Origin of the sequence: Marinococcus luteus (assembly GCF_034497705.1) — a bacterium.
Lineage (GTDB): Bacteria > Bacillota > Bacilli > Bacillales > Marinococcaceae > Marinococcus > Marinococcus luteus_A.
Genome location: NZ_JAXRUV010000001.1, coordinates 14,148 through 36,481 on the forward strand (window position 1 = coordinate 14,148; position 22,334 = coordinate 36,481).

21 protein-coding genes are annotated in these 22,334 nt (G+C 45.8%); 14 read left to right on the forward strand and 7 right to left on the reverse strand.

Translation table 11 applies throughout. From position 1 onward, the window contains the following. Positions 1-67: 67 nt before the first annotated feature. Together Q9M42_RS00085 and fdhF are read right to left on the reverse strand one after the other, a co-directional pair. Positions 68-604: a DUF1641 domain-containing protein gene (locus tag Q9M42_RS00085; RefSeq protein ID WP_322524512.1), complete on the reverse strand. Its 537-nt coding sequence runs from the start codon at positions 602-604 to the stop codon at positions 68-70. Next, positions 604-3,558, reverse strand: a complete 2,955-nt coding sequence (gene fdhF / locus Q9M42_RS00090; protein ID WP_322524513.1) for a formate dehydrogenase subunit alpha — start codon at positions 3,556-3,558, stop codon at positions 604-606. The genes Q9M42_RS00085 and fdhF overlap by 1 nt, the downstream gene beginning before the upstream one ends. 308 nt (positions 3,559-3,866) lie before the next feature. On the opposite strand from fdhF, the gene Q9M42_RS00095 reads away from it, so the two are divergent. Further along, positions 3,867-4,319, forward strand: a complete 453-nt coding sequence (locus tag Q9M42_RS00095) for a Na-translocating system protein MpsC family protein (RefSeq protein ID WP_322524514.1) — start codon at positions 3,867-3,869, stop codon at positions 4,317-4,319. Next, complete coding sequence (locus Q9M42_RS00100; protein ID WP_322524515.1) at positions 4,313-4,558, forward strand: Na-translocating system protein MpsC family protein; 246 nt, start codon at positions 4,313-4,315, stop codon at positions 4,556-4,558. Before Q9M42_RS00095 ends, Q9M42_RS00100 begins: the two co-directional genes overlap by 7 nt. 28 nt (positions 4,559-4,586) lie before the next feature. Here Q9M42_RS00100 and Q9M42_RS00105 read toward each other — a convergent pair whose 3' ends face one another. The 3 genes from Q9M42_RS00105 to Q9M42_RS00115 all read right to left on the reverse strand — a co-directional run bounded on the left by Q9M42_RS00105 (position 4,587) and on the right by Q9M42_RS00115 (position 5,895). Beyond that, the gene (locus Q9M42_RS00105) at positions 4,587-4,769 is read right to left on the reverse strand and encodes a hypothetical protein (protein WP_322524516.1); all 183 of its coding nucleotides are present in this window, start codon (positions 4,767-4,769) and stop codon (positions 4,587-4,589) included. A 215-nt stretch (positions 4,770-4,984) separates the two neighbouring features. Next, positions 4,985-5,302 carry a hypothetical protein gene (locus tag Q9M42_RS00110; RefSeq protein ID WP_322524517.1) on the reverse strand — a complete coding sequence of 106 codons (318 nt, stop codon included), beginning with the start codon at positions 5,300-5,302 and terminating at the stop codon, positions 4,985-4,987. 146 nt (positions 5,303-5,448) lie between these two features. Next, entirely contained in the window at positions 5,449-5,895 is a 447-nt protein-coding gene (locus Q9M42_RS00115) for a hypothetical protein (RefSeq protein ID WP_091610069.1), read from the reverse strand. 238 nt (positions 5,896-6,133) lie between these two features. On the opposite strand from Q9M42_RS00115, the gene xylE reads away from it, so the two are divergent. After that, the gene (xylE, locus tag Q9M42_RS00120) at positions 6,134-7,519 is read left to right on the forward strand and encodes a D-xylose transporter XylE (RefSeq protein ID WP_322524518.1); all 1,386 of its coding nucleotides are present in this window, start codon (positions 6,134-6,136) and stop codon (positions 7,517-7,519) included. Between the two features lie 47 nt (positions 7,520-7,566). On the opposite strand, the gene Q9M42_RS00125 is transcribed toward xylE, so the two are convergent. Then, a complete protein-coding gene (locus Q9M42_RS00125) occupies positions 7,567-9,189 on the reverse strand; it encodes a glycoside hydrolase family 43 protein (protein ID WP_322524519.1) in 1,623 nt (540 codons plus the stop codon). 248 nt (positions 9,190-9,437) lie between these two features. Between Q9M42_RS00125 and Q9M42_RS00130 the strand changes: the two genes are divergently transcribed. The 10 genes from Q9M42_RS00130 (at position 9,438) to Q9M42_RS00175 (ending at position 20,688) form a co-directional block, all read left to right on the forward strand. Further along, positions 9,438-10,610 carry an ROK family transcriptional regulator gene (locus tag Q9M42_RS00130; protein ID WP_322524520.1) on the forward strand — a complete coding sequence of 391 codons (1,173 nt, stop codon included), beginning with the start codon at positions 9,438-9,440 and terminating at the stop codon, positions 10,608-10,610. A 24-nt stretch (positions 10,611-10,634) separates the two neighbouring features. Beyond that, positions 10,635-11,228 carry a YesL family protein gene (locus Q9M42_RS00135; RefSeq protein ID WP_322524521.1) on the forward strand — a complete coding sequence of 198 codons (594 nt, stop codon included), beginning with the start codon at positions 10,635-10,637 and terminating at the stop codon, positions 11,226-11,228. Between the two features lie 65 nt (positions 11,229-11,293). Next, entirely contained in the window at positions 11,294-12,613 is a 1,320-nt protein-coding gene (locus tag Q9M42_RS00140) for an extracellular solute-binding protein (protein WP_322524522.1), read from the forward strand. 95 nt (positions 12,614-12,708) lie between these two features. Beyond that, entirely contained in the window at positions 12,709-13,587 is an 879-nt protein-coding gene (locus tag Q9M42_RS00145; RefSeq protein WP_322524523.1) for a carbohydrate ABC transporter permease, read from the forward strand. A gap of 19 nt (positions 13,588-13,606) precedes the next feature. Continuing rightward, positions 13,607-14,428, forward strand: coding sequence for a carbohydrate ABC transporter permease (locus Q9M42_RS00150; protein ID WP_322524524.1), 822 nt, complete (start codon positions 13,607-13,609; stop codon positions 14,426-14,428). A gap of 44 nt (positions 14,429-14,472) precedes the next feature. Continuing rightward, positions 14,473-15,807: a xylose isomerase gene (gene xylA / locus Q9M42_RS00155; protein ID WP_322524525.1), complete on the forward strand. Its 1,335-nt coding sequence runs from the start codon at positions 14,473-14,475 to the stop codon at positions 15,805-15,807. A 16-nt stretch (positions 15,808-15,823) separates the two neighbouring features. Beyond that, positions 15,824-17,302 (forward strand): xylulokinase, encoded by a 1,479-nt coding sequence (gene xylB / locus Q9M42_RS00160; protein ID WP_322524526.1) that lies wholly within the window; start codon positions 15,824-15,826, stop codon positions 17,300-17,302. Between the two features lie 184 nt (positions 17,303-17,486). Continuing rightward, the gene (locus Q9M42_RS00165) at positions 17,487-18,224 is read left to right on the forward strand and encodes a ThuA domain-containing protein (protein WP_322524527.1); all 738 of its coding nucleotides are present in this window, start codon (positions 17,487-17,489) and stop codon (positions 18,222-18,224) included. After that, on the forward strand, positions 18,224-19,279 hold the full coding sequence (locus Q9M42_RS00170) for a Gfo/Idh/MocA family protein (protein WP_322524528.1): 1,056 nt from the start codon (positions 18,224-18,226) through the stop codon (positions 19,277-19,279). The genes Q9M42_RS00165 and Q9M42_RS00170 overlap by 1 nt, the downstream gene beginning before the upstream one ends. A 143-nt stretch (positions 19,280-19,422) precedes the next feature. Further along, positions 19,423-20,688, forward strand: coding sequence for an L-lactate MFS transporter (locus Q9M42_RS00175; RefSeq protein ID WP_322524529.1), 1,266 nt, complete (start codon positions 19,423-19,425; stop codon positions 20,686-20,688). A 45-nt stretch (positions 20,689-20,733) separates the two neighbouring features. Here Q9M42_RS00175 and Q9M42_RS00180 read toward each other — a convergent pair whose 3' ends face one another. Beyond that, the gene (locus Q9M42_RS00180; RefSeq protein ID WP_322524530.1) at positions 20,734-21,651 is read right to left on the reverse strand and encodes an aldo/keto reductase; all 918 of its coding nucleotides are present in this window, start codon (positions 21,649-21,651) and stop codon (positions 20,734-20,736) included. A gap of 141 nt (positions 21,652-21,792) precedes the next feature. Here Q9M42_RS00180 and Q9M42_RS00185 point away from each other — a divergent pair, with 141 nt between their 5' ends. After that, entirely contained in the window at positions 21,793-22,020 is a 228-nt protein-coding gene (locus tag Q9M42_RS00185) for a hypothetical protein (RefSeq protein WP_322524531.1), read from the forward strand. Positions 22,021-22,334: the final 314 nt, after the last annotated feature.

Sequence of the window (22,334 nt, forward strand, 5' to 3'; positions counted from 1 at the left end):
ACAATGTTTTTAAACAAAAAGCTCCAGGCTGCGAGGGGGCAGCCTGGAGTGTATTGGGTAGTGCCTGTTAAACCTTCGTGTCTGGTTTCCTGTCCTGCTGTTCTTTTTCCATTTCGGGTTTGCCGGTTTCGCCCATGCCGCGCATAAAAGCAATGCCAAGCGAAAGCGTGTGATTTACTTCCGGGTCCCGGAGCAGCTTTAACAATTGGAAAATATTAACGTTTTGCTTTTCCTGCTCTTTTTCTTCTTCCATCTTCGCCACACGCTCAAGTCCTTTATTTAATTTCAACAGGAGCGGCTGCATGCTTTCAATATCGAGTTTGCCGGCTTCACCTGCGAGTAGAAGCAGGTTTTTGATCATATTAGTGCTGCCCTCGGTATTCATCGCGTTTACTGCAACGTTCAACACCTTATCACCTTCGCTTAGAAGTCCATTTGCCATATCAAGCAGGCCGGACTCATCAAGAAGGTTCGCGGTGCGCATCATCTTTTCCAGGCTTTCTTTGTTATTAAGCAGATGGGACTGGAGCTCTTCCATGTCCCGCTGTTTGATTTCTTCTTCGGAGAATTTCAGCTTCTCAATATGAGTTATGCGCTCAGCCATTAGCGGTTCTCCTTTCTAACCATGTCACCAGGGAAGATGTAATCATTACGTTTCCATTTCCGTTCAACTTCCACACCGTTCTGCGGATTAGGATTTCCGTAACGGAAATTGTTTTTCGGCATCGGTGCTTCGCCGTCCGTACTGAGTATTTCCATGAATACCTGCGTTTCCTTGTAGGCCGGTGTATCCGTATCCTTGTCAGCTTCGCTGCTCGTGAGGCGGTTGATGGCCGATTCGCCGGAATTATTCATTGGAATGTAAAGCTGTTTTTCTTTCACGCGGTCAGTGACAAGCGCCTGGATGCGTACAGCCCCGTACGGCGATTTCAAGCGAACAAGAGCTCCGCTTTCGAGTCCGCGTTCTTCGGCGAGTTCCGGAGAAATTTCCACGAAATTGTCCGGAGTTTTCAGCGTGATCCCTTCCGTTTTGTACGTCATATTGCCTTCGTGGAAGTGCTCAAGCATCCGTCCGTTGTTCACATGCAGGTCGTACTGCTCGCCGAAGGTTTGCGGTTCGGTCCAGTGAACCGGATGGAATCTTGCTTTTCCGTTCGGAAACTGGAAGCGGGATTCGTAAAGAAGCGGCTCATCCTTGCCTTCTTTTGTTACAGGCCATACGAGAGAGTTGTATCCTTCAAGCCGTTCGTAGGAGACTCCTTCGAAGAACGGGGAGAGCGAAGCAGCTTCTGCCATAATTTCAGACGGGTGGCTGTAGTTCCAGTCTGCGCCCATCCGGTTGGCCACAAGCTGAAGAATCTCCCAGTCCGGCTTGGAGTTACCGAGTGGATCAAGCGCCTTGTATAAACGCTGAAAACGGCGCTCGGTGTTTACAAACGTGCCGTCTTTTTCGAGACTTGGGCTTGCAGGAAGTACAACGTCCGCAAACTTGGCGGTTTCGGATAAGAAAATGTCCTGGACCACGAAGAAATCAAGTTTTTCAAAGCCCTGCTGTACATAGTTAATGTTAGAGTCTACAAGTGCCATTTCCTCGCCTTTCAAATACAGGCTTCGCAGTCGGCCTTCGTGCATGGCATCCACCATTTCGTGGTTGGTCATGCCGACTTCACTGGAGAGCTCTGTGTTCCAGCCCTGTTCAAACTTGCGGCGGACGTTTTCGTCTTCCACAGATTGATAGCCGGGAAGCAGATTCGGGGCGCTGCCGAAGTCTGTAGCACCCTGGACGTTATTATGTCCGCGAAGCGGGTAGGAGCCGGTGCCGTGACGACCATAGTTGCCGGAGACAAGCAGGAGGTTCGATATTGCAGTACTTGTATCCGCGCCCCCGGAGTGCTGGGTAACACCCATCGCCCACAGGGCACAGGTAGTATCTGCTTCGTGAATGCTTTCAGCAATGCCAATCAATTCTTCACGGGAGAGACCGGTCTGCTCTACAGCGTAATCGATGGTGTACATCTCGAGTTCTTTCACAAAGTCGTCGTAGTAATCCACGCGTTCATTAATAAACTCTGTGTCTTCCCAGCCCTGGTCGATAATGTATTTTGCTACTGCGTTCAGCCATACAAGGTCCGAGCCTGGTTTCGGCTGGATAAACATGTCCGAGCGTTCCGCCATTTCGTGTTTTCTGATGTCGGAGACGATCAGCTTCTGGTTGCGCAGCTTATGGGAGCTTTTAATCCGCGTGGCAAGAACCGGGTGGGATTCAGATGTATTTGTCCCGACGGTAATAATAAGCTCCGCGTTTTTAATATCTTCTATCGTTCCGGTGTCCCCGCCGTAGCCGACTGTGCGGAAGAGGCCCTGAGTAGCAGGAGTCTGGCAGTACCGGGAACAGTTATCAATGTTGTTCGTGCCCATGACGGCACGGGAGAGCTTCTGCATAAGATAGGACTCTTCGTTCGTTGTCTTGGAAGAGCTGATAAATGCAAGAGAGTCGTTGCCGCTTTCTTCTTTAATGGAAGTGAAGTTCTTCTGAATAACATCTAAAGCATGCTCCCACGTGGTTTCGACAAATTGGCCGTTTTCACGGACGAGCGGATTCTGCAGACGTTCTTCGCTGTTTACAAAATCCCAGCCGAATTTGCCCTTCACACAGGTGGAAATGCCGTTTGCAGGTGCTTCTGCCTGCGGCTCAATTTTAAGGATTTCACGATCCTTCGTCCAGACATCAAAGCTGCAGCCAACCCCGCAGTAAGTACAAACTGTTTTCGTTTTTTCAATACGGTCGTCGCGCATTTTGGATTCCATGTTGGAAAGGGCGAGAATCGAGCTGTATCCGGTTTCAACGTCCTTGGTGATATCGATCATCGGACGAAGGGTATCTTCTTTGATCCCGGTCATGTAGCCGGCTTCGCCTTCCATGTTTGTTTCGATTAAAGCGTTACATGGACAGACAGTGGAACAGTGGCCACAGGATACACAGGAGGATTCGCCAATAGGAACATCGTTGTCCCAGATGACGCGGGGGCGTTCACGTTCCCAATCGATGGAAAGGGTTTCAGTCACCTGAACGTCCTGACAGGCTTCCACACAGCGTCCGCAGAGGATGCACTGATCCGGGTCATAGCGGTAGTGAGGGTTCGTATAATCTTTTTCATACGGCTTAGTTTCAAAGGGAACACTCTGGTGTTCGACACGCATTGCTTCCACCGTATTATGAATTTCACAGCCGCCGTTATTGTAATCACATACGGTACAATACAGCTCGTGATTGTGCAGGATCCGGTCCATCGCAATTTTTTGTGCCTGATCGACGTCAGGGGTGAGGGTTTCGATGACATCATCTTCTTTAAATTCGGTGGAACAGGCACGGACAATTTCTCCGTTTACCTTCACCATACAGGTGTCACAGGTTTCAATTGCACCTAAGCTCGGATGATAACAGACGTTTGGGACTTCTTCATTGGTGCCGCGCGTGTAGTCGAGGATGGTAGAGTCATCCGATACTTTGCGCTCGGTGCCATTCATCGTTACTCGAATAATCGACAAAATAATCATCCTTCCATTTTGGAAATAAAGTTGGACTAAAGGAATAAAAAAGTAGTGGACGGTAGATGAATGCAGCACTCGCTTATGTAATAGACAAGGGAGTGCACCTTTATTCTAGGGATTACAGACGAAAATGTAAAAAACAATAAAGGTATACTTCCACACTTCCACGAAACTAGAAACTTAAAACAATATTTTAATAATGATCAGCCGCCCTGTTGACCCGGGTGGCATTTGTGATTAAATCAAAACTAGATTATAATGCTTTTGGATAGTAAATATGTGAATAATACTTAAATTAAAGGACACTGATAAACATGAGGCCAACAGAAAACGAAAAGGATATCGCAAGCTTTGCCGGCAGACTGCTTCGGGAGAGATTCGGCAAAGGCCCGGAAGCTGCCCATGTCGTAATGCAGGGACCGTTCATCACCATCTACCTGCGTCATTTCCTGAGCCCAATGGAGCGGGTTATTCTCGAGCAGGAAGGTGAACAGGCAATTTTCCGTCTGCGTGAAAGCATGATGCACAAAATTGTTCCGGAAATTAACGGATATGTGCAGTCGGTCACCGGTCAGGTGTATAAAAACTTTTACCACGACAGTGATTTTAATAAAGAATCCAGTATTTTTGTCGGAATCGACGAAAATGCGTATGATGGCGAAAATCCGTTTAAAGAATACCCAGGTAAAAAGAAGCTGGAGGAAAGGGTTCGGCAGGTCACTGCAGAAGCGGAAAAGAACCCGACAAAGTCTTTTCAGGCATGCTGAATAATAAGACTGTTCTCGTGATCCGGGAAGGACTGCTGATTAACATTGAAAAAGAGTTAGTGCAGCAGGGATATGAAGAACAACTGAAGGTAACTAAACGCAAGCTGGAAAAACGGCTGTTAACAGAAGGGAAGTCATTTACATCCATTGCGGGAATGAACATTGCTGATGTGTTTGTTGACTGGGATTTCGAACGGGACCGCAGCGTCATCGTCTTTATTATGAGCGGGTCCGGCTAGAACGAGGGAACCCCTCCAACCTTCTGTATCAGCCCGCATATGCCTGAAAACAGTGGACGCAGTAAGAGTAGTTCTTTTGAGTGAGTGACTGCAAAGCAGCTTCTTCCAGCAGGCTTTCCCAGTCTGAGGGCCTGCTGTTGGTCATACAGCGGTCATTAACAAATACCGACTTGTGAATTTTTTGGCCGTCGTGATCAATTAAAAATTTCATAAATTAAAAAGATACTCCTTTCATAAAACAAATAAAAAAAGCCAAAAAGATAAACAGGAGGCAGGTACCTCGTGTTTCTTTTTGGCTTATGGGAAATAGCGCCATTGTCTATCCATTTCCACCGTTTATTTAATTGCTCTTAAGTAATTGCTTTGTATGTACACCCTAAAGGATATGGCGTTTAATTGCAACCATGATAAAAACAGGCAGCAATGCTAATCGGTAGCCGGGGTGTCGACTAATCCAGTGAAGCGAAGGCGGAAAGACGTTTCGTCTTCATCAATATAGCCCCAGGCAATACGATCTTTTTTCCAAAAGATCTTAAACTGGTTACGGTCAACAATTTCAAAGCTGTCGCACTCTGAAATGATTCCAAGCGTCTCCAGTTCACGGCAGATTCTCTTTGTCTCTGATAAATACCACATATTCTCCCAGCGAGAGTGTTCAAAACGGCTTGTTATTTCTGCAATAACTTCAATAGAGCCATTTTGGAGAACACGGTACCGGCCGAAGGAAGCTGCTTGATATTCCATGTATTTCTCCCCATTCGTTTTTCTTTTATTATGCATGAAAAACTAGGTAATTTCTACTTAAAAAACTCCCGGCCGAAGCCGGAAGTAAAAAGTGTTGGAGAGAAAGTGATGCTCGAATTAAATTTTTGAATCAGTGAAAAGCTGTTTTATTTCCATTTCATGACGACCTTCAATTTGTTCTGCTCAAAGTAGTAGGAGTCTATTTTTCCATAAGGAACTTTTTTCATAGGCTCAAATACTTCCAGGTGAAAACCTGCCTGCTGCTCCTGAGCAGAGAAATAAGGCGGACGGTCGAAGATTTCCCTGAACACGTCGTCCGCTTCTAAAGGGGAGATGGATTTTAACGTAAAGTAAAGGGTCCGCTCTGAAGCGTGGGAAGGTTCAAGCAGCATGCTGAAGCGGCTCTGGCTGCTATCATTTTTAACGCCTTCAATACGCAGGACCTGGTCCTGGATATGAACGGCGGAAATATCCACATTGTCCATTTTTTTTACCTGAAGCACCTTTAAAAACATTTTTTCTGTTACTGGAATGGTTACTCCGTTTTCTTTTGCGTCAGTTACACGTTTTTTAATAGATGAAAAAAGACTCACTATTGATTTCCTCCTCATAAATTGGCTACTTATATACATTCCCGGATAAGACTCTGAAGGAACGTCTTTTTTAGTTCAGAATGAATTTTCATTTACTTAATCAAAAGAAACAATAAAAGTATTCCTGCAAAGCTGTGTTTTTATAAAGTTTATTGATTAAACAAACAAAGAATTTTACCCTAACTTGTGATCGCTTACATAAAGGAAGGGGGGAAGAGTAGCATGTCTACTCAAGTATATGAATTCTAAACGAACGATGTATGTAGTATTAGTTACAATGGTAGCTACGCTTGGCGGCTTATTGTTTGGTTACGATACGGCTGTGATTTCCGGAGCGGAAGGCTCACTCCAGACCTACTTTGCCGACAGTCTGAACCTAAGTCCGCTTATTCACGGTCTGACGGTTTCAAGCGCGCTTATCGGATGTATCATTGGCGGACTGATTTCCGGCTTTTTTGCAAATCGGGTAGGAAGAAAATTCACATTGATTATAGCAGCGGTTTTGTTTCTTCTTTCCGCATTGGGTTCAGCCTATCCGGAGTTTCTGTTTTTTGAAGCCGGGGATCCTTCTGTTGCCCTTTTAATTGTATTTAATATTTACCGGATTATCGGGGGTATCGGAGTAGGACTAGCCTCAGCGGTCGCACCTATGTATATTGGTGAAATGGCGCCGCCTAACATTAGGGGAAGACTTGTTTCTCTTAACCAGTTTGCGATTATTTTCGGTCAGTTTGTCGTGTACTTTGTCAACTGGGGGATTGCCCGCGGACAAACAGCGGAATGGGTCGATGCGCTCGGCTGGAGGTATATGTTTGCTTCAGAAGCTATACCAGCTGCTTTGTTTTTGCTTTTTATGTTCATGGTGCCTGAGACGCCGAGGTATCTGGTTTCCAAAAACCGGGATGACAAAGCCATGAAAATTCTCTCAAGAATCTACGACCAGACAATGGCCAAGGCTACGTTTTATGAAATTAATCAATCGTTTGATAAAAGTAAAGAAAAATTATTTGCTTACGGAAAATTGATTATTATTGTCGGTATTCTTTTGTCGGTTTTCCAGCAGTTTGTCGGCATTAACGTTGCCCTGTATTATGCCCCGAGAATATTTGAAAGCATGGGAGCGGCAAGAGACGCTTCTTTATTCCAGACCATTATTATGGGGGCCGTCAACTTAATATTTACAGCCATTGCGATTATGACGGTGGATAAATTCGGACGTAAACCGCTGCTTATTATTGGCTCTATTGGTATGACCATAGGCATGTTTGGTGTTTCGGCTCTTGCTTTTACCGGCACGATTGGTATATCAACACTCGTATTTATCATCATTTATACTGCTTCGTTTATGATGTCGTGGGGACCGGTGGTATGGGTGCTTTTATCTGAAATATTTCCGAACAAAATCCGTGGCCAGGCTCTCGCTATTGCGGTGGCAGCCCAGTGGGCAGCGAACTATTTTATTTCTTCCACGTATCCAGCCATGATCGAGTTCAGCGGCGGATTAACTTACGGATTTTACGGTCTCATGAGCATATTGTCCGCTCTGTTTGTATGGAAATTTGTTCCTGAAACGAAAGGGAAGACGCTTGAAGAAATAGAAATGGGATTAAAAAAAGTGAAGTGATTAAAAAAGAGGCCCGGCTGCACAAATGCAGCCGGGCCTTCTTAGTGTTATGCGTCGTTCTCTTCTTTAGGAGCGTAATGAAAATATTCAAAATCTGCAGGCTTGGAAGAAAAACTGTCCTGGCACTGCATACCGACAAAAGCGCCTGTGAAAAAGCCGTCGCCCTGGATATGGTCATCCGATAGTTTAGCGGAAGGAAAAGAAATATCCACTGTAGTCCAAGTGCTGCCATCAAAGGAGTAGGAAAACCAGTATTTGTCCATACGTACAGAGACTTTAAGATAAATCGTTTCTACATTGTGGTCAACCTCAATATCGCTGTCTCCAAGCGGCGTGTCAAACTGATAATGGTCATTAGTCAGAAGGGTTAAAATCCTTCCTTTACTTTCATCGTGGGTAATGTAAAAGTAAACCCAGTTTTGCGTATTGTAATAGCAGACCATGCCTGCGGACTGCTGAAAATGATCCGGATCAAATTGAATGGCGGTTTCAGCATCAAAATAAAAGTGCTGCCACCTTCTTGCGACAAATGCCTGGGTGAATTTAGAAGTCAGGGAGTCTTTACCGTACAGCCGCAAATAGCCTGGGCGGTCTTTAAGCGATAACGTATTTTCTTCTAAAGGGATCCGCAGTGTCTGGAAGCTTTTATCCAGATTACCGGTGTTAAAATGACTGTAAACAGGAGACGCTGATTGCTGTGGCTCTTCCGAAAGACCAGGGCCCTCCACGTATAGCGAAGGCTCATTGCCGCCGGCTATGTAAGGCCAATCTTTTTCCCAATAAACCTTTTGAATAGCAGTCTCCCGGCCGAGAGGGCAGAAGCCACGCGGATCCAACAAAGGTTTTTGCTCCTCTTTTAACGGACGACCGGTCAGATGCACAAAATACCAATCGCCGTTCTGCGTTTCCACAAGAGAGCCGTGCCCTGCTTTCTGCAGAGGGTTTCTCGGATAGGGCCAGGACGTAATAAACGGGTTTTCCGGGTGGACCTCGTAAGGGCCGAATAGTGATTTGGACCGTGCGATGGTAGCTGCGTGGTCAAAGGTAGTGCCCCCTTCTGCGGTAAGTAGATAATACCATCCATTAACTTTATATATATGTGGGCCCTCGGTCAGCTTGATATCTGTACCGGTGAAAATAATCTGCCGCTCACCGATCAGTTTTTCAGCTTTGGCGTCGTATTCCTGCAGAGCGATACCGTAAAAGCGGTGATTGCCCGGCCGGTAATCCCAGACCATATTCAGCAGGTATTTTCTGCCGTCATCGTCATGGTAAAGGGAAGGGTCAAAGCCTGAACTGTTCAAATACACAGGGTCGCTCCATTCACCGTCAATCGTATCGCAGGTGACGAGGTAATTATGGCCGTCCTTCCAAATGCCGTCGATTTGTTTAATATCTGAATAAATAAGCCAGAACTGGTTATCGTGCCAGGAGAGAGCGGGCGCCCAAACGCCGCCGGAGTCCGGATTGCCAGCCATATTCAGCTGGGAGATCCGCTCAAGAGGATGTTTGACGACTTCCCAGTTTTTTAAATCCTTTGAGTGATGAATCTGCACCCCGGGGAACCATTCAAACGTGGAGGTAGCGATATAATAATTCTCTCCAGCTCTGCAAATACTCGGGTCAGGGTTAAAACCAGTTAAAATTGGATTAGTAATTTGATCATTCACGAAAGTAGCCTCCTTAAATTGGTAACGCTTTCAAAATAGATTGTATAAGCAATAAACTAAATATAACTTAATTCCTGATTCTGCTCAACGGTCAATTTGTTTTAAAGCGAAAAAGTGGATGAAATCATAAATTATTGCATATAGATAACCTTAACTTTGTTTAATTAAAAAACTATATAATGACCAAAAGAAAATGTATGCTATTATGTACGTAAACCGATCAAAATTGAGACGTAGGAGAAGATAATATGCGCACAGGAGACCAAACTCTAGTAAAGCAAATAAATAAATCAATCGTGCTGACGACCGTTCAGCAGAAAAGCCCAATCTCGAGAGCCCAGATTTCAAAAGATACCGGGCTGAATAAAGCTACAGTTTCAAGTCTGGTAGCCGACCTTCTGGAGGGCAAACTCGTGGAGGAGATGGGGGCAGGGCTTTCCAATGGAGGAAGAAAGCCGACGATGCTTTTTTTTAATAATAAAGCCGGCTATGCTATTGGGATCGATCTTGGAGTAAATTATGTTCTTGGTATACTGACAGATCTGCAGGGATCGATCGTTGCTAAAATTAATGAACCGCTGATTTCTATCGATGAAGGAGCTGTGTTTAATAAGGTCGAGGAAGTCATTGAGGATCTTACGGAACAGGCGCCTAAAAGTGCCTATGGCATAGTAGGAATCGGCGTAGGTGTTCCGGGGCTGATCGATAACGAAGGTACCATTTTGTTCGCCCCGAACCTGGAATGGAAAAATGTGCATTTAAAACAGCATCTGGAAAGAAAATACGAACTGCCGGTATTCATTGAAAATGAAGCAAAGGCTGGTTCGCACGGTGAAAAACGTTATGGAGCTGGCCAGGGCGTTTCGAACTTTATCTATGTAAGTATCGGTATTGGTGTCGGCGCAGGTATTTTTATTAATGACCAATTATATAAGGGCGGCAGCGGTATTTCCGGAGAAGTCGGTCACTTCACCATTGAACCAAATGGAAGGAAATGCCGGTGCGGCAATAAAGGCTGCTGGGAGCTGTACAGCTCGGAAGGTGCCCTGGTGGAAAAAACAGCTCATCTCTTTTCGGACCGGGAAGAAGTAACGACCGAATGCCTGATCGCAAAGGCAAAGGAAAGAAACCTGGAAGTGCTGAACGCTTTTGATCAGGTGGGAGAATATATCGGTATTGGACTTACGAATATTATCAATATATTCAACCCAGAAAAAATCATTATAGGCAACCGTTTTGCAGAATTGGAGCAGTGGCTTCGCAATCCTATTGAAAGAGTGTTTCAGCAGCGACTTCACGAGGAATTTCGAGACTCTTTCACGTTATCCTTTTCCGAAAATAGCATTTATTCCTGCGCGCTGGGCTCTGCAGCTTTTTCAATTGAAACATTTTTTTCGACCAGCAGAGTAACGGTTGTATAAGTATGGAAAGGAGTTTGTCCGAAAATGAATAGTAAAATTTATCAAGCGCTTACATGGGTGATGAATTTTGCCTACGTGCAGGTGCTCTGGGTTTTTTTTACGCTGATGGGCGCTGTAGTGGCAGGTGTATTTCCGGCTACAAATGCTTTGTTTGCAGTAGTGCGTAAATGGGTGAGCGGAGAGAAGGATCTGCCAATTTTTTCTTATTTCTGGAAGGTATATAAACAGGAATTTATTCAGTCTAATAAACTGGGGGCCGTAGTTCTGGTTTTATTCGTGCTGGTTGTACTCGATATTCAGTTTATCGCAGCAAGTGACACGCTGAACTGGCTGCACATACCGTTATTTGTTTATATCCTGTTTGTGTTTATATTTCTGTTATTTCTGTTTCCGTCCTTTGCTCATTTTGATGATAAATTAAAAAATGTTTTTAAAAATGCATTTTTTATTATGCTGACTCATCCCGGTCACTTATTCTTTTTAATGTTAAGTTTATTTCTTCTAGGAATTATTTTTTACCTGGTTCCGGCGCTCGGTTTTATATTTGGTATAAGCGCCACAGCGTTTGTTGCTACCGTGGTCAATAAAAATATTTTAAGGAAAATTATAAAAACTTAGTTTGTTTACTGGACAAATGATGTAGGGGGTGTTACTTTAGTATTAAGAAAAGGGGGAGACAACAAATGAAAAAGATGAAAGCGGTTTCGTTTTTGGCGGCAGGTTGTGCAACGGCAATGGTGATGACAGGTTGTAACTCGGAATCTTCGGGGTCTGGCGATGGGGGCGGGGACGGGGATCAAAAAACGATTGAATTTATGCACTTATGGCCAGAAGGAAGTTCAAAGGATCATTATGATATTGTAAACGAAATCATAGCCGATTATGAAGAGCAGAATCCGGATACTAAAGTGGAGCTTGAAGTATTGAGTAATGAACAATATAAGGAAAAGCTGCAGGTAACTTCTACATCAGGTGAACTTCCGGATGTGGGCATGACCTGGCCGGGGGGATTTCTTGAGCCTTACGTTGACGGTGAAATGTTTGCACCACTCGATGATGTGCTTGATGAAGACGACCTGCGGGATTCATATGTGGAAGGCACCACGGAAGCATATGAGATGGGCGGAAGTACTTATGGACTGCCACTCGAACTGAACGTAGCCCAGGTTTTCTATAATAGTGCGATATTTGATGAATACAATTTAGAGGAACCAGAAACATATGAAGAACTTCAAGAAATTATTAGTACGCTTCAGGAAAACGACGTGGCTCCGATTGCATTAGGAAACCAGGACAGATGGACCGGTTCACTCTGGTACATGTATATGGCAGACCGGCTTGGTGAAGACAACCTATTAAATCAGGCAATCAATGGAGAAGCATCCTTTACGGAAGAGCCACTGGTGAATGCGGCGGAAAAAACACAGAACTTGGCTGAAAGCGGAGCTTTCACCGAAGGATTTAACGGTCTTTCCGACCAGGAAGCAAAAAGCATGTTTACGAGTGAACAGGCAGCAATGTATTTAATTGCTACATGGGATCTTCCGAACTATACAACCGATGAAACCGTGTCTCAGGACTTCCGTGATGCAGTTGACTACTTCGATTTCCCAACAGTGGAAGGTAAAGGCAGCCAGGAAAGTCTGGTAGGCGGTCCTGGCGTAGGGCTGTTTGTTTCTGAAGAGTCTGACGTAAAAGAAGAGTCTAAAGACTTTGTTAAGTACTTCTCTGAAGAGTGGGGCGAAAAATCCGTCAGTGATGCGGGCGTTATTCCAGCTACGAAAGTAAACACGGATAACGTGGATCTTCCGGATATGTACCTCGAAGTACTGGAGGACTTAAACAACGCAGAAAACCTGACATTGTTTGCAGACGTACAGATGAGCCCGGATGTTGCCGAGACTCACCTCTCAGCCATTCAATCTTTATTCGGTGGAGAAATTACGCCGGAGGAATTCGCTGAAATGCATGAAGAAGCAATAGAAGAAGAAGAAAACGAGTAAATAAAAATGAATAAAGGGCATTCCTTCAGGGTGTGCCCTTTATATCATTCATGAATGCATTATGGACGTAAATGCAGAGCTTGGGGGCAAGTGAAATGAATAAAGTTATGTCGAATAAACTCATGATTACGCTTTACATATTCCCAGCTTTATTTCTCATTGCCGTGCTTATTATAGTTCCGCTCATACTGACCGGCTATTACGGACTTATGGACTGGAACGGTATCGGCTCAATGACTTTTATTGGTATGGAAAACTACATCAATGCCATTCAGGATGTGGAGTTCTGGGACAGCGCATGGCATTCCCTGCTGCTGGCTTTATTTTCAACCTTAAGCTTAGTGGTTTACCTGGCGGTATCCATGATTTTGGCTTCCAAAATCAAAGGAGCGGATTTATTAAGAAAAATTTATTTGATTCCGATGCTTTTGTCTTCTGTCGCGATCGCACAGCTGTGGATTAAAGTGTACAATCCCGCGAACGGTATTCTGAATACGATACTCCGTGGTATTGGCATTGAAAATCCTCCATCGTGGCTGGCGAATCCGGATGTCGTGCTGTACGCCATATTCATACCGATTCTCTGGCAGTACGCAGGCTTTTATATCCTTATATACTATGCTGCGCTGAAAAACATCCCGGAATCCTTGATTGAATCGGCAAGAATTGACGGGGCTACCCCATTGCAGATTGCCTACAAAATAAAACTTCCTTTAATCATGGGCGTAGTAAAAGTAACCATCGTTCTGGCCATCGTCGGGTCGCTGAAATATTTCGACCTGATCTACGTGATGACCGGAGGCGGGCCTAGTGGTTCGAGTGAAGTAATGGCATCGTACATGTATGATCTTGCTTTTAGTACGAATAACTTCGGTTACGGCAGTGCCATCGGCTTTTTACTGCTGATTATCACACTCGTCGTTACGGTCGTCATCAGAAAATTAACTGCATCTAAGGAAGATATTCAGTACTAGTTGAAATGAGGTGAACGTTATGGGTCGAATTGGATATATTTTGTTGTACGTATGTTTGGCATTGGTAGCGGCATTCCAGATCTTTCCGCTGCTATGGCTGGTATTGTTTTCTCTTAAGGATAACGCTCAGATTTTTTCGGGCTCCCCGTTTGCACTGCCGAGTGATCCGCAGTGGGGGAATTACCTGAACGTCTGGCAGGGTGGTATAGGGCTGTATTTTTTCAACAGCGTCTGGATTACCGGTCTGGCTATTGTATTAACAGTACTTTTTGCCAGCATGGCGACATTTGCGATTACACGCATGAACTGGAAGCTGAATAAATTTGTGCTGGGGCTGTTCATGGTGGGACTAATGATTCCTATTCACTCTGCGCTGATTCCTTTGTTCAGTATGTTTCTCAGCGTGAACTTAATCGATAATCCATTATCAATTGTTCTCACATACACAACGTACAATCTACCGATTACGATTATGATTCTGCTCGGCTTCTACTATACGTTGCCGAGAGAAATTGAAGAAGCGGCAGTCATGGACGGCTCTTCGATTAACCGGTTGTTTTTCACGATCATCCTGCCGATGACAACACCGGTAATGGCTACAACAGTTATCATCAATATGATCTATAACTGGAACGAATTTGTATTTGTGAATACATTTATCAGCTCAGATGAATACAAGACACTGACCGTCGGAATTCAAAATTTCATCGGGCAGTACATGACAGACTGGGGTTCCATCGGAGCTACACTTGTTATCAGTATCATTCCAGTTCTTGTGGCTTTTCTGTTTTTCAGCAACAAAGTGGTGGAAGGCATATCGTCAAGCGCTGTTAAAGGCTGATACACCAAAGTAAAGATTTTAACTAACAATTAGGAGGATGCATAATGACTGTATTTAACAACGTACCAACTATCAACTTCGAGGGTGCCGCTTCGGCCAATGACTTTTCTTTTAAGCACTATGACAAGGACGCAACCGTCATGGGAAAATCGATGGACGAATGGCTTCGCTTTTCAGTAGCCTACTGGCATACACATACTTTCGGCGGGGAGGATCCTTTTGGCGGGCCGACAATGGAGCGTTCCTATCAGAAATACAGCGGCATGGATCTCGCAAAAGCACGGGTGGAAGCAAACTTTGAACTGCTGAATAAGCTGGGGATCACCCGTTTTGCATTCCATGATATCGATATTGCGCCGGAAGGTAATTCTTTAAAAGAAACATATCAAAATATTGATACCATCACAGCGATGCTGAAGGATAATATGAAAGAACATGGTATCGGCCTTTTATGGAATACGGCGAATATGTTTGTGGACCGCCGGTTTATGCACGGGGCAGCGACGACAAATAATGCGGATGTTTATGCCTACGCCGCAGCTAAAGTAAAGAAGCAGCTTGAGGTAGCGAAAGAGCTTGGCGCGCAAAACTACGTGTTCTGGGGCGGCCGCGAAGGGTACGAGACCCTGCTTAATACCGATATGAAGCGGGAAATGGATAACCTGGCACGTTTTTATCATATGGCCGTGGATTATGCGAAGGAAATAGGCTTTGAAGGGCAGATGCTGATCGAGCCAAAGCCACGTGAGCCGATGAAGCATCAGTACGACTTTGATGTCGCTACCGCCTATGCCTTCCTGCAAAAGTATGATCTCGACAGCCATTTTAAAATGAACATCGAATCCAACCACGCTACGCTCGCCGGCCATACGTTTGAACATGAACTCCGCTATGCGAGAGAAATGGGCATTCTCGGCTCGGTGGACGCAAACCAGGGCGACCTTTTGCTCGGCTGGGACACCGACGAGTTCCCAACTGACATTTACGATGCGACCCTTGCGATGTACGAAATTCTGAAAAACGATGGCCTCGGCAGCGGCGGCTTAAACTTTGATGCCAAGGTGCGGCGTCCATCTCATAAGCCGGAAGACCTGTTTCATGCACACATTGCAGGAATGGACACCTTTGCGTATGGATTAAAGGCAGCCTCCCAGCTAATCGAAGACCGTGTATTTGAAAACATTGTGGAGGAGCGCTACAGCAGCTTTGATAAAGGCGTGGGAAGCGACATTCTTGCCGGGAAAACAAACTTTAAAGAGCTCGAAGCCTATGCACTTGAACTCCAGGAGCCGATCGAACACCAGTCGGGTAAACAGGAGCTTATTAAGGCAAAGCTGAATCAGTATATTTTAAACGCCAACAATAAAGTAAAAGTTTAAGTAAAGAGGTGCTGGCATGACTTACGTAATAGGGGTCGATTTAGGAACGAGTGCAGTGAAATCCCTGCTTGTGAACCGGAATGGGGACGTGACAGCATCTGTATCAAAGTCGCTGTCTGTCCAGCAGCCTGCAGCAGGGCATTCTGAGCAGAATCCTGATGAATGGGTAGACCAGACGAAAGCATCGATTCAGGCACTGCTCGAGGAGACAGGAATAAAGGTAGAGGAAGTGGAAAGCCTCAGCTTCTCCGGGCAGATGCATGGCCTCGTGCTCCTGGACGACAGCGGCCAGCCGCTGCGTCCGGCTATACTCTGGAACGATACAAGAACCTCGGAGCAGTGCGAAACGATCCGCCGCACGATCGGGGAGAAAGAGCTGATTGAGGCAACGCAGAACACAGTTCTCGAAGGCTTTACTCTTCCGAAAATGCTCTGGGTGCAGGAAAATGAGCCGGAGGTTTGGAGCAGGGCAGCATCTTTTTTGCTGCCAAAAGACTACGTACGGTACAAGCTGACAGGCAGTATGCAGATGGAGCTATCCGATGCTGCCGGGACGCTTCTGCTGGACGTAAAAGGGAAAACATGGAGCCGTACGATGCGGGAAAGCTTCAATCTTTCCGCCTCGTTCTGCCCTCCGTTGATTGAGTCCCATGAAAGCGCGGGAACCCTGACGAAGGAGGCGGCAGCACAAACGGGGCTGCACGAAGGAGTGAACGTTATAGCCGGCGGGGCCGATAACGCCTGTGGTGCCTTAGGAAGCGGAATTACAGAACCGGGGGAAGGCCTTTTAAGTATAGGAACTTCCGGAGTGCTTCTGGTGCCGGATCACGGCGAAGCAGTGCCGGATGGACGCCTGCATTATTTTAATCACGCGTCAAAGGACCAGTATTATTATATGGGAGTCACTCTGTCCGCCGGGAACAGCCTGCAGTGGGTAAAGGACAACCTGTTTTTTGACGAAACGATTGAACAGCTCGTTGAACGGGCCTCCCAGGTGCCACCAGGGGCGGACCAATTGCTGTTCACCCCGTTTTTGACCGGTGAAAGAACGCCATATATGGACGCAGGAATCAGGGGCAGCTTTATAGGCCTCGATATCCGTCATACGAGAGGCCATATCGTCCGGGCCGTGATGGAAGGGATAACGTATTCTCTAAAGGAGTCTCACGAAATCATCCTTCAGCAGGGCTTTCAAATAGATTCCCTCGTATCGATTGGAGGGGGAGCAAAAAGCTCCTTCTGGCTTCAGATGCAGGCGGATGCTTTCGGATGCCCTGTGCGCAAGCTCGCTCATGAACAGGGTCCAGGGCTCGGGGCAGCAATGCTTGCAGCCTACGGCACAGGATGGTTCGCTTCGCTTGAAGAATGCAAAAAAACGTTTGTTAAAGAAAGCGAAACGTTTTATCCTGATCCTGACCAGTCGCTAATATATGAACACTCATTTCAGGCATATAAGAAAATTTATGGACAGACATCGCCGTTAAAGAGGTCCTGATTTACAGGCAAAAGCCGAAAAGGCTTTTGCCTGTTTTAATAAAAAGCAATTGAAGATTGCGATCCGAAACGTTTTGGATTACTATGAAATGGAAGCGGTTTAATAATCTCGAACCGGATGAAAAATATTTAAATATTTTTGGTAACGTATTCAGTAAGCGTTTAACGACTAAAGGAGGTACCGCATGAACATTACCGTATGGAACGAAAACAGGCACGAAAACAAAAACCCGGACGTCGCAAAGGTTTACCCAGATGGAATTCACGGCGCATTGGCTGACTTTCTGGGGGAAGAGGCAGACGTTGTACGCACAGCAACACTCGATGAGCCGGAGCATGGACTAACGGAGGAAGTGTTAAACAACACCGATGTGCTTTTATGGTGGGGCCATATTGCCCACGAAGAAGTAGAGGATGTCATTGTCAGACGCATTCAGGCTCGTGTGCTGGACGGGATGGGACTGATTGTGCTTCACTCCGGCCATTTGTCAAAGATATTTCGTACGTTGATGGGCACAGGCTGTGACCTGAAGTGGCGGGAAGCAGACGAGCGTGAACGTCTCTGGGTCGTAGAGCCCGGCCATCCGATTACAGAAGGACTCGGAGAGTATATCGAAATGCCGAAAGAGGAAATGTACGGCGAACACTTTGATATTCCTGCACCGGATGAACTCGTGTTTATCAGCTGGTTTGAAGGCGGAGAAGTATTTCGCAGTGGCGCAACATTCACCCGGGGAAGGGGAAAGATATTTTATTTCCGTCCGGGGCACGAAACGTATCCAACATACTATAATAAAGACATTCAAACGGTGATTAAAAACGCTGTCCGGTGGTCAACTCCGAAAAATACGCCAGTGCCTGTTTATGGTAATGCCAGTCCTTTGGAATCCATTTCGGGTAAAGATACGGAGGTATGTGACTAATGGGAAAACTGCAGATAGGCATTATTGGTGCAGGCGGCATTGCCCGGGGCAGACACCTCCCTGCTTTTCAGCAAATGGAAAACGCGCACGTAACCGCTGTTTTTGATACAGACCTCAGTAAAGCCGGAGCGGCTGCTGAAGCATTTGATATTCCGGCTGTATACAGCACTGTGGAAGAATTGCTCGCTCATGTTGAAGCAGTCATCATTTGTACACCGAATAAATTTCACGCAGAACTTGCCGTGCAGTCCCTGGAAGCAGGAGTGCACGTGCTCTGTGAAAAACCGATGGCGATGACCACCGCTGAATGCAGAGACATGATTGATGCCTCCAGGCGTTCAGGGGCTGTGTTAACGATTGGTTATCATTACCGTTATATGCAGGAGTCCCTTACAGCCAGACAGATGGTGCAGGAGGGAGAAATTGGTGATCCGCTGGTTGTACGCCTTCAGGCGATGAGAAGACGGAAGGTGCCCGGATGGGGCGTGTTTACGAATAAAGAACTTCAGGGCGGAGGCAGTCTGATTGATTACGGCTGTCATCTGCTGGATCTGGCTCTCTGGCTTTTGGATGATCCACAGCCGGTGGAAGTGAACGGAAGAACATACGACCGTCTGAGTAAAACCCCTGGCCAGATTAATGAATGGGGTGCCATCGATGCGGAAAGCTTTTCCGTGGAGGACCATGTGACGGGCTATATTACATTTGAAAATGGCATGACGCTGCTCCTAGAGTCATCCTGGGCAGCGAATATAAAAGAAGATAAGGAAGAATTAAGCATTTCCGGGGTGGATGGAGGACTCCAGGTCTTTCCGCTAGAGCTTTACCAGTCAAAATTCGGTTCGATGATGAGTACGGAGCCGCACTTAACAAACTCTGAGCGTGAGGACATACTGCAGGCGAAAAACTTTACTGAAGCTTGCCTAGGAAAAACGGCGGTCGTCGTTAAGCCCGAGCAGGCTTTGCGTGTAACCCGGATTATTGAAGCTATTTATGAAAGCAGCAGAACTGGAAAAAGCGTCCGTTTGGACAATGTATACGCCGACGAAGTATAAGCATCCACCCGGGTGCTTTTTTTCGTTATTTTAAAGCTATTCTTAATAGAGAATTTTTACAATTTTTTTGGGAATAGCCGTTTGAATGCACACACAGAGGGAATGAGAGGGTTGTATTATTACAGAAGGGGGATTTACTAATTATGGAAGCAGATCGAAATCGTTGGTTGATGGCTTTATCAGCTGTGGCGATTCATTTATCGATCGGTTCGGTTTATGCGTACAGTGTGTACCAGAACCCGCTGAATGAGTCACTTGGCTGGAACATTTCCGACGTAACACTCGCATTTACCATTGCAATTTTCTTCTTGGGGATGTCGGCCGCTTCACTAGGGTTCTTCGTGGAAAAATACGGGCCGAAAATCTCAGCGGCTATTGCGGCCGTGCTGTTTGGTGCCGGGACAATGGGGGCCGGACTTGCGGTCCAGCTTGAAAGTCTGCCATTATTTATTGGTTCTTATGGTGTTCTCGGCGGCATTGGTCTTGGTATCGGGTACATATCCCCGGTTTCTACACTCGTTATGTGGTTTCCAGACCGCAGAGGAATGGCTACTGGCATGGCAGTTTTGGGATTTGGTGCCGGGGCGCTGATTACGAGTCCCATAGCTGAATGGCTGATGAACGCAGTATCGATACCGGGAGCATTTTATATTCTGGGTGCTTCGTACTTCGTTCTTATGCTTGCCGGGGCAAGCTACATGAAGAAGCCGCCAAAAGACTGGATGCCTAAAGGTTATAACAAAGAAGACCTCAAAACGAACCAGAAAGGCGGGGACCTGGCACAGCTTTCAGCGAAAGAAGCACTCCGGACGATGCGTTTTTACCTGCTGTGGCTCGTGATGTTTATTAACATTTCTTCAGGTATCATGCTGCTCGCGGTGGCGTCGAACATGACCCAGTCCATTACCGGCACCAGTGCAGCAGTAGCCGCTACCATCGTCGGCGTAATGGGCTTTTTCAACGGAGGTGGAAGGATTGTCTGGGCGTCGCTCTCGGACTATCTTGGAAGAACAAATACGTTTACGCTGTTCTTTCTTATTCAAATCGTTGCTTTTTTCCTGCTCCCTTTAACGACTAATGTGGTATTGCTCGCAATTCTCTTATTCATTATTATCACCTGCTACGGTGGCGGCTTTGCCTGTCTGCCGGCGTATATCGGTGACCTGTTTGGCACGAGACAGCTTGGCGCTATTCACGGCTTTCTTTTAACCGCCTGGGCTCTTGCCGGGGTAGCCGGGCCGACAGCTGTTTCGAGTATCGTTTCGGCTACAGGAAGCTATACCTTATCGTTCTATCTGTTTAACATTCTTCTCGTAGTCGCCCTGGCAGCTATGATTGTAATGCGATTTAATATTAAAAAGATCAGAAAGAACACAGAAAAAGAAAGCACAGAAGCAGCGAAAGCATAAAGAAAGACCCCTTTTCCTTGAATAGAGGAAAAGGGGTTTTTATTGTTATGGAAGTTCATTGCCGGCGGTCTGATACAGGTCGTACCATTCTTCGCGTGTCAGAGTTATCTCAGAAGCTTCGGCGATACCTGCCAGTCGTTCTGGATTCATCGTTCCGACAATGGTTTGGATGCGGGCAGGGTGACGCAGAATCCAGGCTGCCGCTACCGCCGATTCAGTGACACGGTAGCGTCCGGCTAGTTCGCTGAGTTTTTTATTTACTTTCGGAAATTTGTCATTTCCGACAAAAACGCCTTCCATCATGCCGTACTGAAACGGAGACCAGGCCTGAACAGTCATATTGTTCAACTGGCTGTACTCAAGCAGCCCGCCTTCACGCATTACAGCAGCATCGTTTTTCATATTTACATTCAATCCCTGGTCTACCATGAGGGAGTGCATCAGCCCAAACTGCAGCTGATTAGCTATCAGGTCCTGCTTGACGTGCTGCTTTAAAAGCTCAATCTGCATTGGATTCTGGTTGCTGACACCAAAATGCCGGACTTTTCCAGAGTCTCGAAGACTGTCGAACGCTTCCGCTACTTCTTCAGGCTCCATGAGCGCATCGGGGCGATGAAGAAGCAGTACATCCAGATAATCTGTCTGAAGACGCTTCAGACTTTCATCGACGGTTTTTAGAATATGGGACTTGGAAAAATCGAAAGAATTCTCGCGAATGCCTGCTTTGGACTGTAGAATTACTTTTTCCCGCAGGTCATCGTTCATGCCGGCGGCCCTGGCGAAGATGTCTTCAGAATCGCCGCCGCCATATATGTCAGCATGATCAAAAAAGTTCACACCCGCTTCAAGAGCGGCACGGAAAACTTTTTCAGCATCATCGATGGATAGCTCATTCATGCGCATACACCCGAGTGCTATATTGGATACGTGAAGAGAACTGCTTCCTAACTGTATTTGTTTCATCTGAGCACCTCTTTTTTTCAGGATAAGATTAGTGTAACATGACGGATGTGCGACAGGGATGATAACGCTATCAAAAACATGAAAAATGACTTTCACACATAAATATGGTAATTTGTAGAAAAACGTTAAAGGATGTCAGAAATGAAACGAAGAACAATAAACAGTTATTTTATCCTATTCTGGCTTATTATCGGTATATGGAATATCGGCCTCGGTATAATTGTCGGCCTGGTATTGCAAAGCTATTTATGGGCGTTCATTCATGTACTGGCCGGAGCGCTATGCTTAACCATAACGGAAGCTATACGAAGAGGGAAATTACAGGTTAAACAGGAGAAAGAAAACCACATGCGTGAGGGCGACCAGTAGTTTTATTTCCCCATATTTAAAAGTTGTAATAATTTGATGATTACCCCGGAGACTTTTCGGAAATAGAATATCAATGATAAGTAAAGGGGTGAACATTATATTACAAACCAGAGGGGCAAAAACAATAAAAAATATCATTCAGGATAATGAAAAGCCACTGACTAATAAAGATGTCGCCGCTATATTAAAAGATAGAAACAGTATTGACAGTTCTTTTGCTTTGAAAACTATTGATTCGATGGTGGGCAATGGACAGTTGATGCTGATCCGATATGTTGACGCCGGGGTGTATGTAGTAGAAGTAAAATAAATTA

What these genes read in the sequence shown, in the direction of transcription:
- xylE (WP_322524518.1), top strand. Translation starts at nt 6,134, where the DNA reads ATGAATTCTAAACGAACGATGTATGTAGTATTAGTTACAATGGTAGCT.
- Q9M42_RS00095 (WP_322524514.1), top strand. Translation starts at nt 3,867, where the DNA reads ATGAGGCCAACAGAAAACGAAAAGGATATCGCAAGCTTTGCCGGCAGA.
- Q9M42_RS00145 (WP_322524523.1), top strand. Translation starts at nt 12,709, where the DNA reads ATGAATAAAGTTATGTCGAATAAACTCATGATTACGCTTTACATATTC.
- fdhF (WP_322524513.1), bottom strand. Translation starts at nt 3,558, where the DNA reads ATGATTATTTTGTCGATTATTCGAGTAACGATGAATGGCACCGAGCGC.
- Q9M42_RS00175 (WP_322524529.1), top strand. Translation starts at nt 19,423, where the DNA reads ATGGAAGCAGATCGAAATCGTTGGTTGATGGCTTTATCAGCTGTGGCG.
- Q9M42_RS00135 (WP_322524521.1), top strand. Translation starts at nt 10,635, where the DNA reads ATGAATAGTAAAATTTATCAAGCGCTTACATGGGTGATGAATTTTGCC.
- Q9M42_RS00140 (WP_322524522.1), top strand. Translation starts at nt 11,294, where the DNA reads ATGAAAAAGATGAAAGCGGTTTCGTTTTTGGCGGCAGGTTGTGCAACG.
- Q9M42_RS00150 (WP_322524524.1), top strand. Translation starts at nt 13,607, where the DNA reads ATGGGTCGAATTGGATATATTTTGTTGTACGTATGTTTGGCATTGGTA.
- xylA (WP_322524525.1), top strand. Translation starts at nt 14,473, where the DNA reads ATGACTGTATTTAACAACGTACCAACTATCAACTTCGAGGGTGCCGCT.
- Q9M42_RS00110 (WP_322524517.1), bottom strand. Translation starts at nt 5,302, where the DNA reads ATGGAATATCAAGCAGCTTCCTTCGGCCGGTACCGTGTTCTCCAAAAT.
- Q9M42_RS00130 (WP_322524520.1), top strand. Translation starts at nt 9,438, where the DNA reads ATGCGCACAGGAGACCAAACTCTAGTAAAGCAAATAAATAAATCAATC.
- Q9M42_RS00085 (WP_322524512.1), bottom strand. Translation starts at nt 604, where the DNA reads ATGGCTGAGCGCATAACTCATATTGAGAAGCTGAAATTCTCCGAAGAA.
- Q9M42_RS00165 (WP_322524527.1), top strand. Translation starts at nt 17,487, where the DNA reads ATGAACATTACCGTATGGAACGAAAACAGGCACGAAAACAAAAACCCG.
- Q9M42_RS00180 (WP_322524530.1), bottom strand. Translation starts at nt 21,651, where the DNA reads ATGAAACAAATACAGTTAGGAAGCAGTTCTCTTCACGTATCCAATATA.
- xylB (WP_322524526.1), top strand. Translation starts at nt 15,824, where the DNA reads ATGACTTACGTAATAGGGGTCGATTTAGGAACGAGTGCAGTGAAATCC.
- Q9M42_RS00100 (WP_322524515.1), top strand. Translation starts at nt 4,313, where the DNA reads ATGCTGAATAATAAGACTGTTCTCGTGATCCGGGAAGGACTGCTGATT.
- Q9M42_RS00170 (WP_322524528.1), top strand. Translation starts at nt 18,224, where the DNA reads ATGGGAAAACTGCAGATAGGCATTATTGGTGCAGGCGGCATTGCCCGG.
- Q9M42_RS00105 (WP_322524516.1), bottom strand. Translation starts at nt 4,769, where the DNA reads ATGAAATTTTTAATTGATCACGACGGCCAAAAAATTCACAAGTCGGTA.
- Q9M42_RS00185 (WP_322524531.1), top strand. Translation starts at nt 21,793, where the DNA reads ATGAAACGAAGAACAATAAACAGTTATTTTATCCTATTCTGGCTTATT.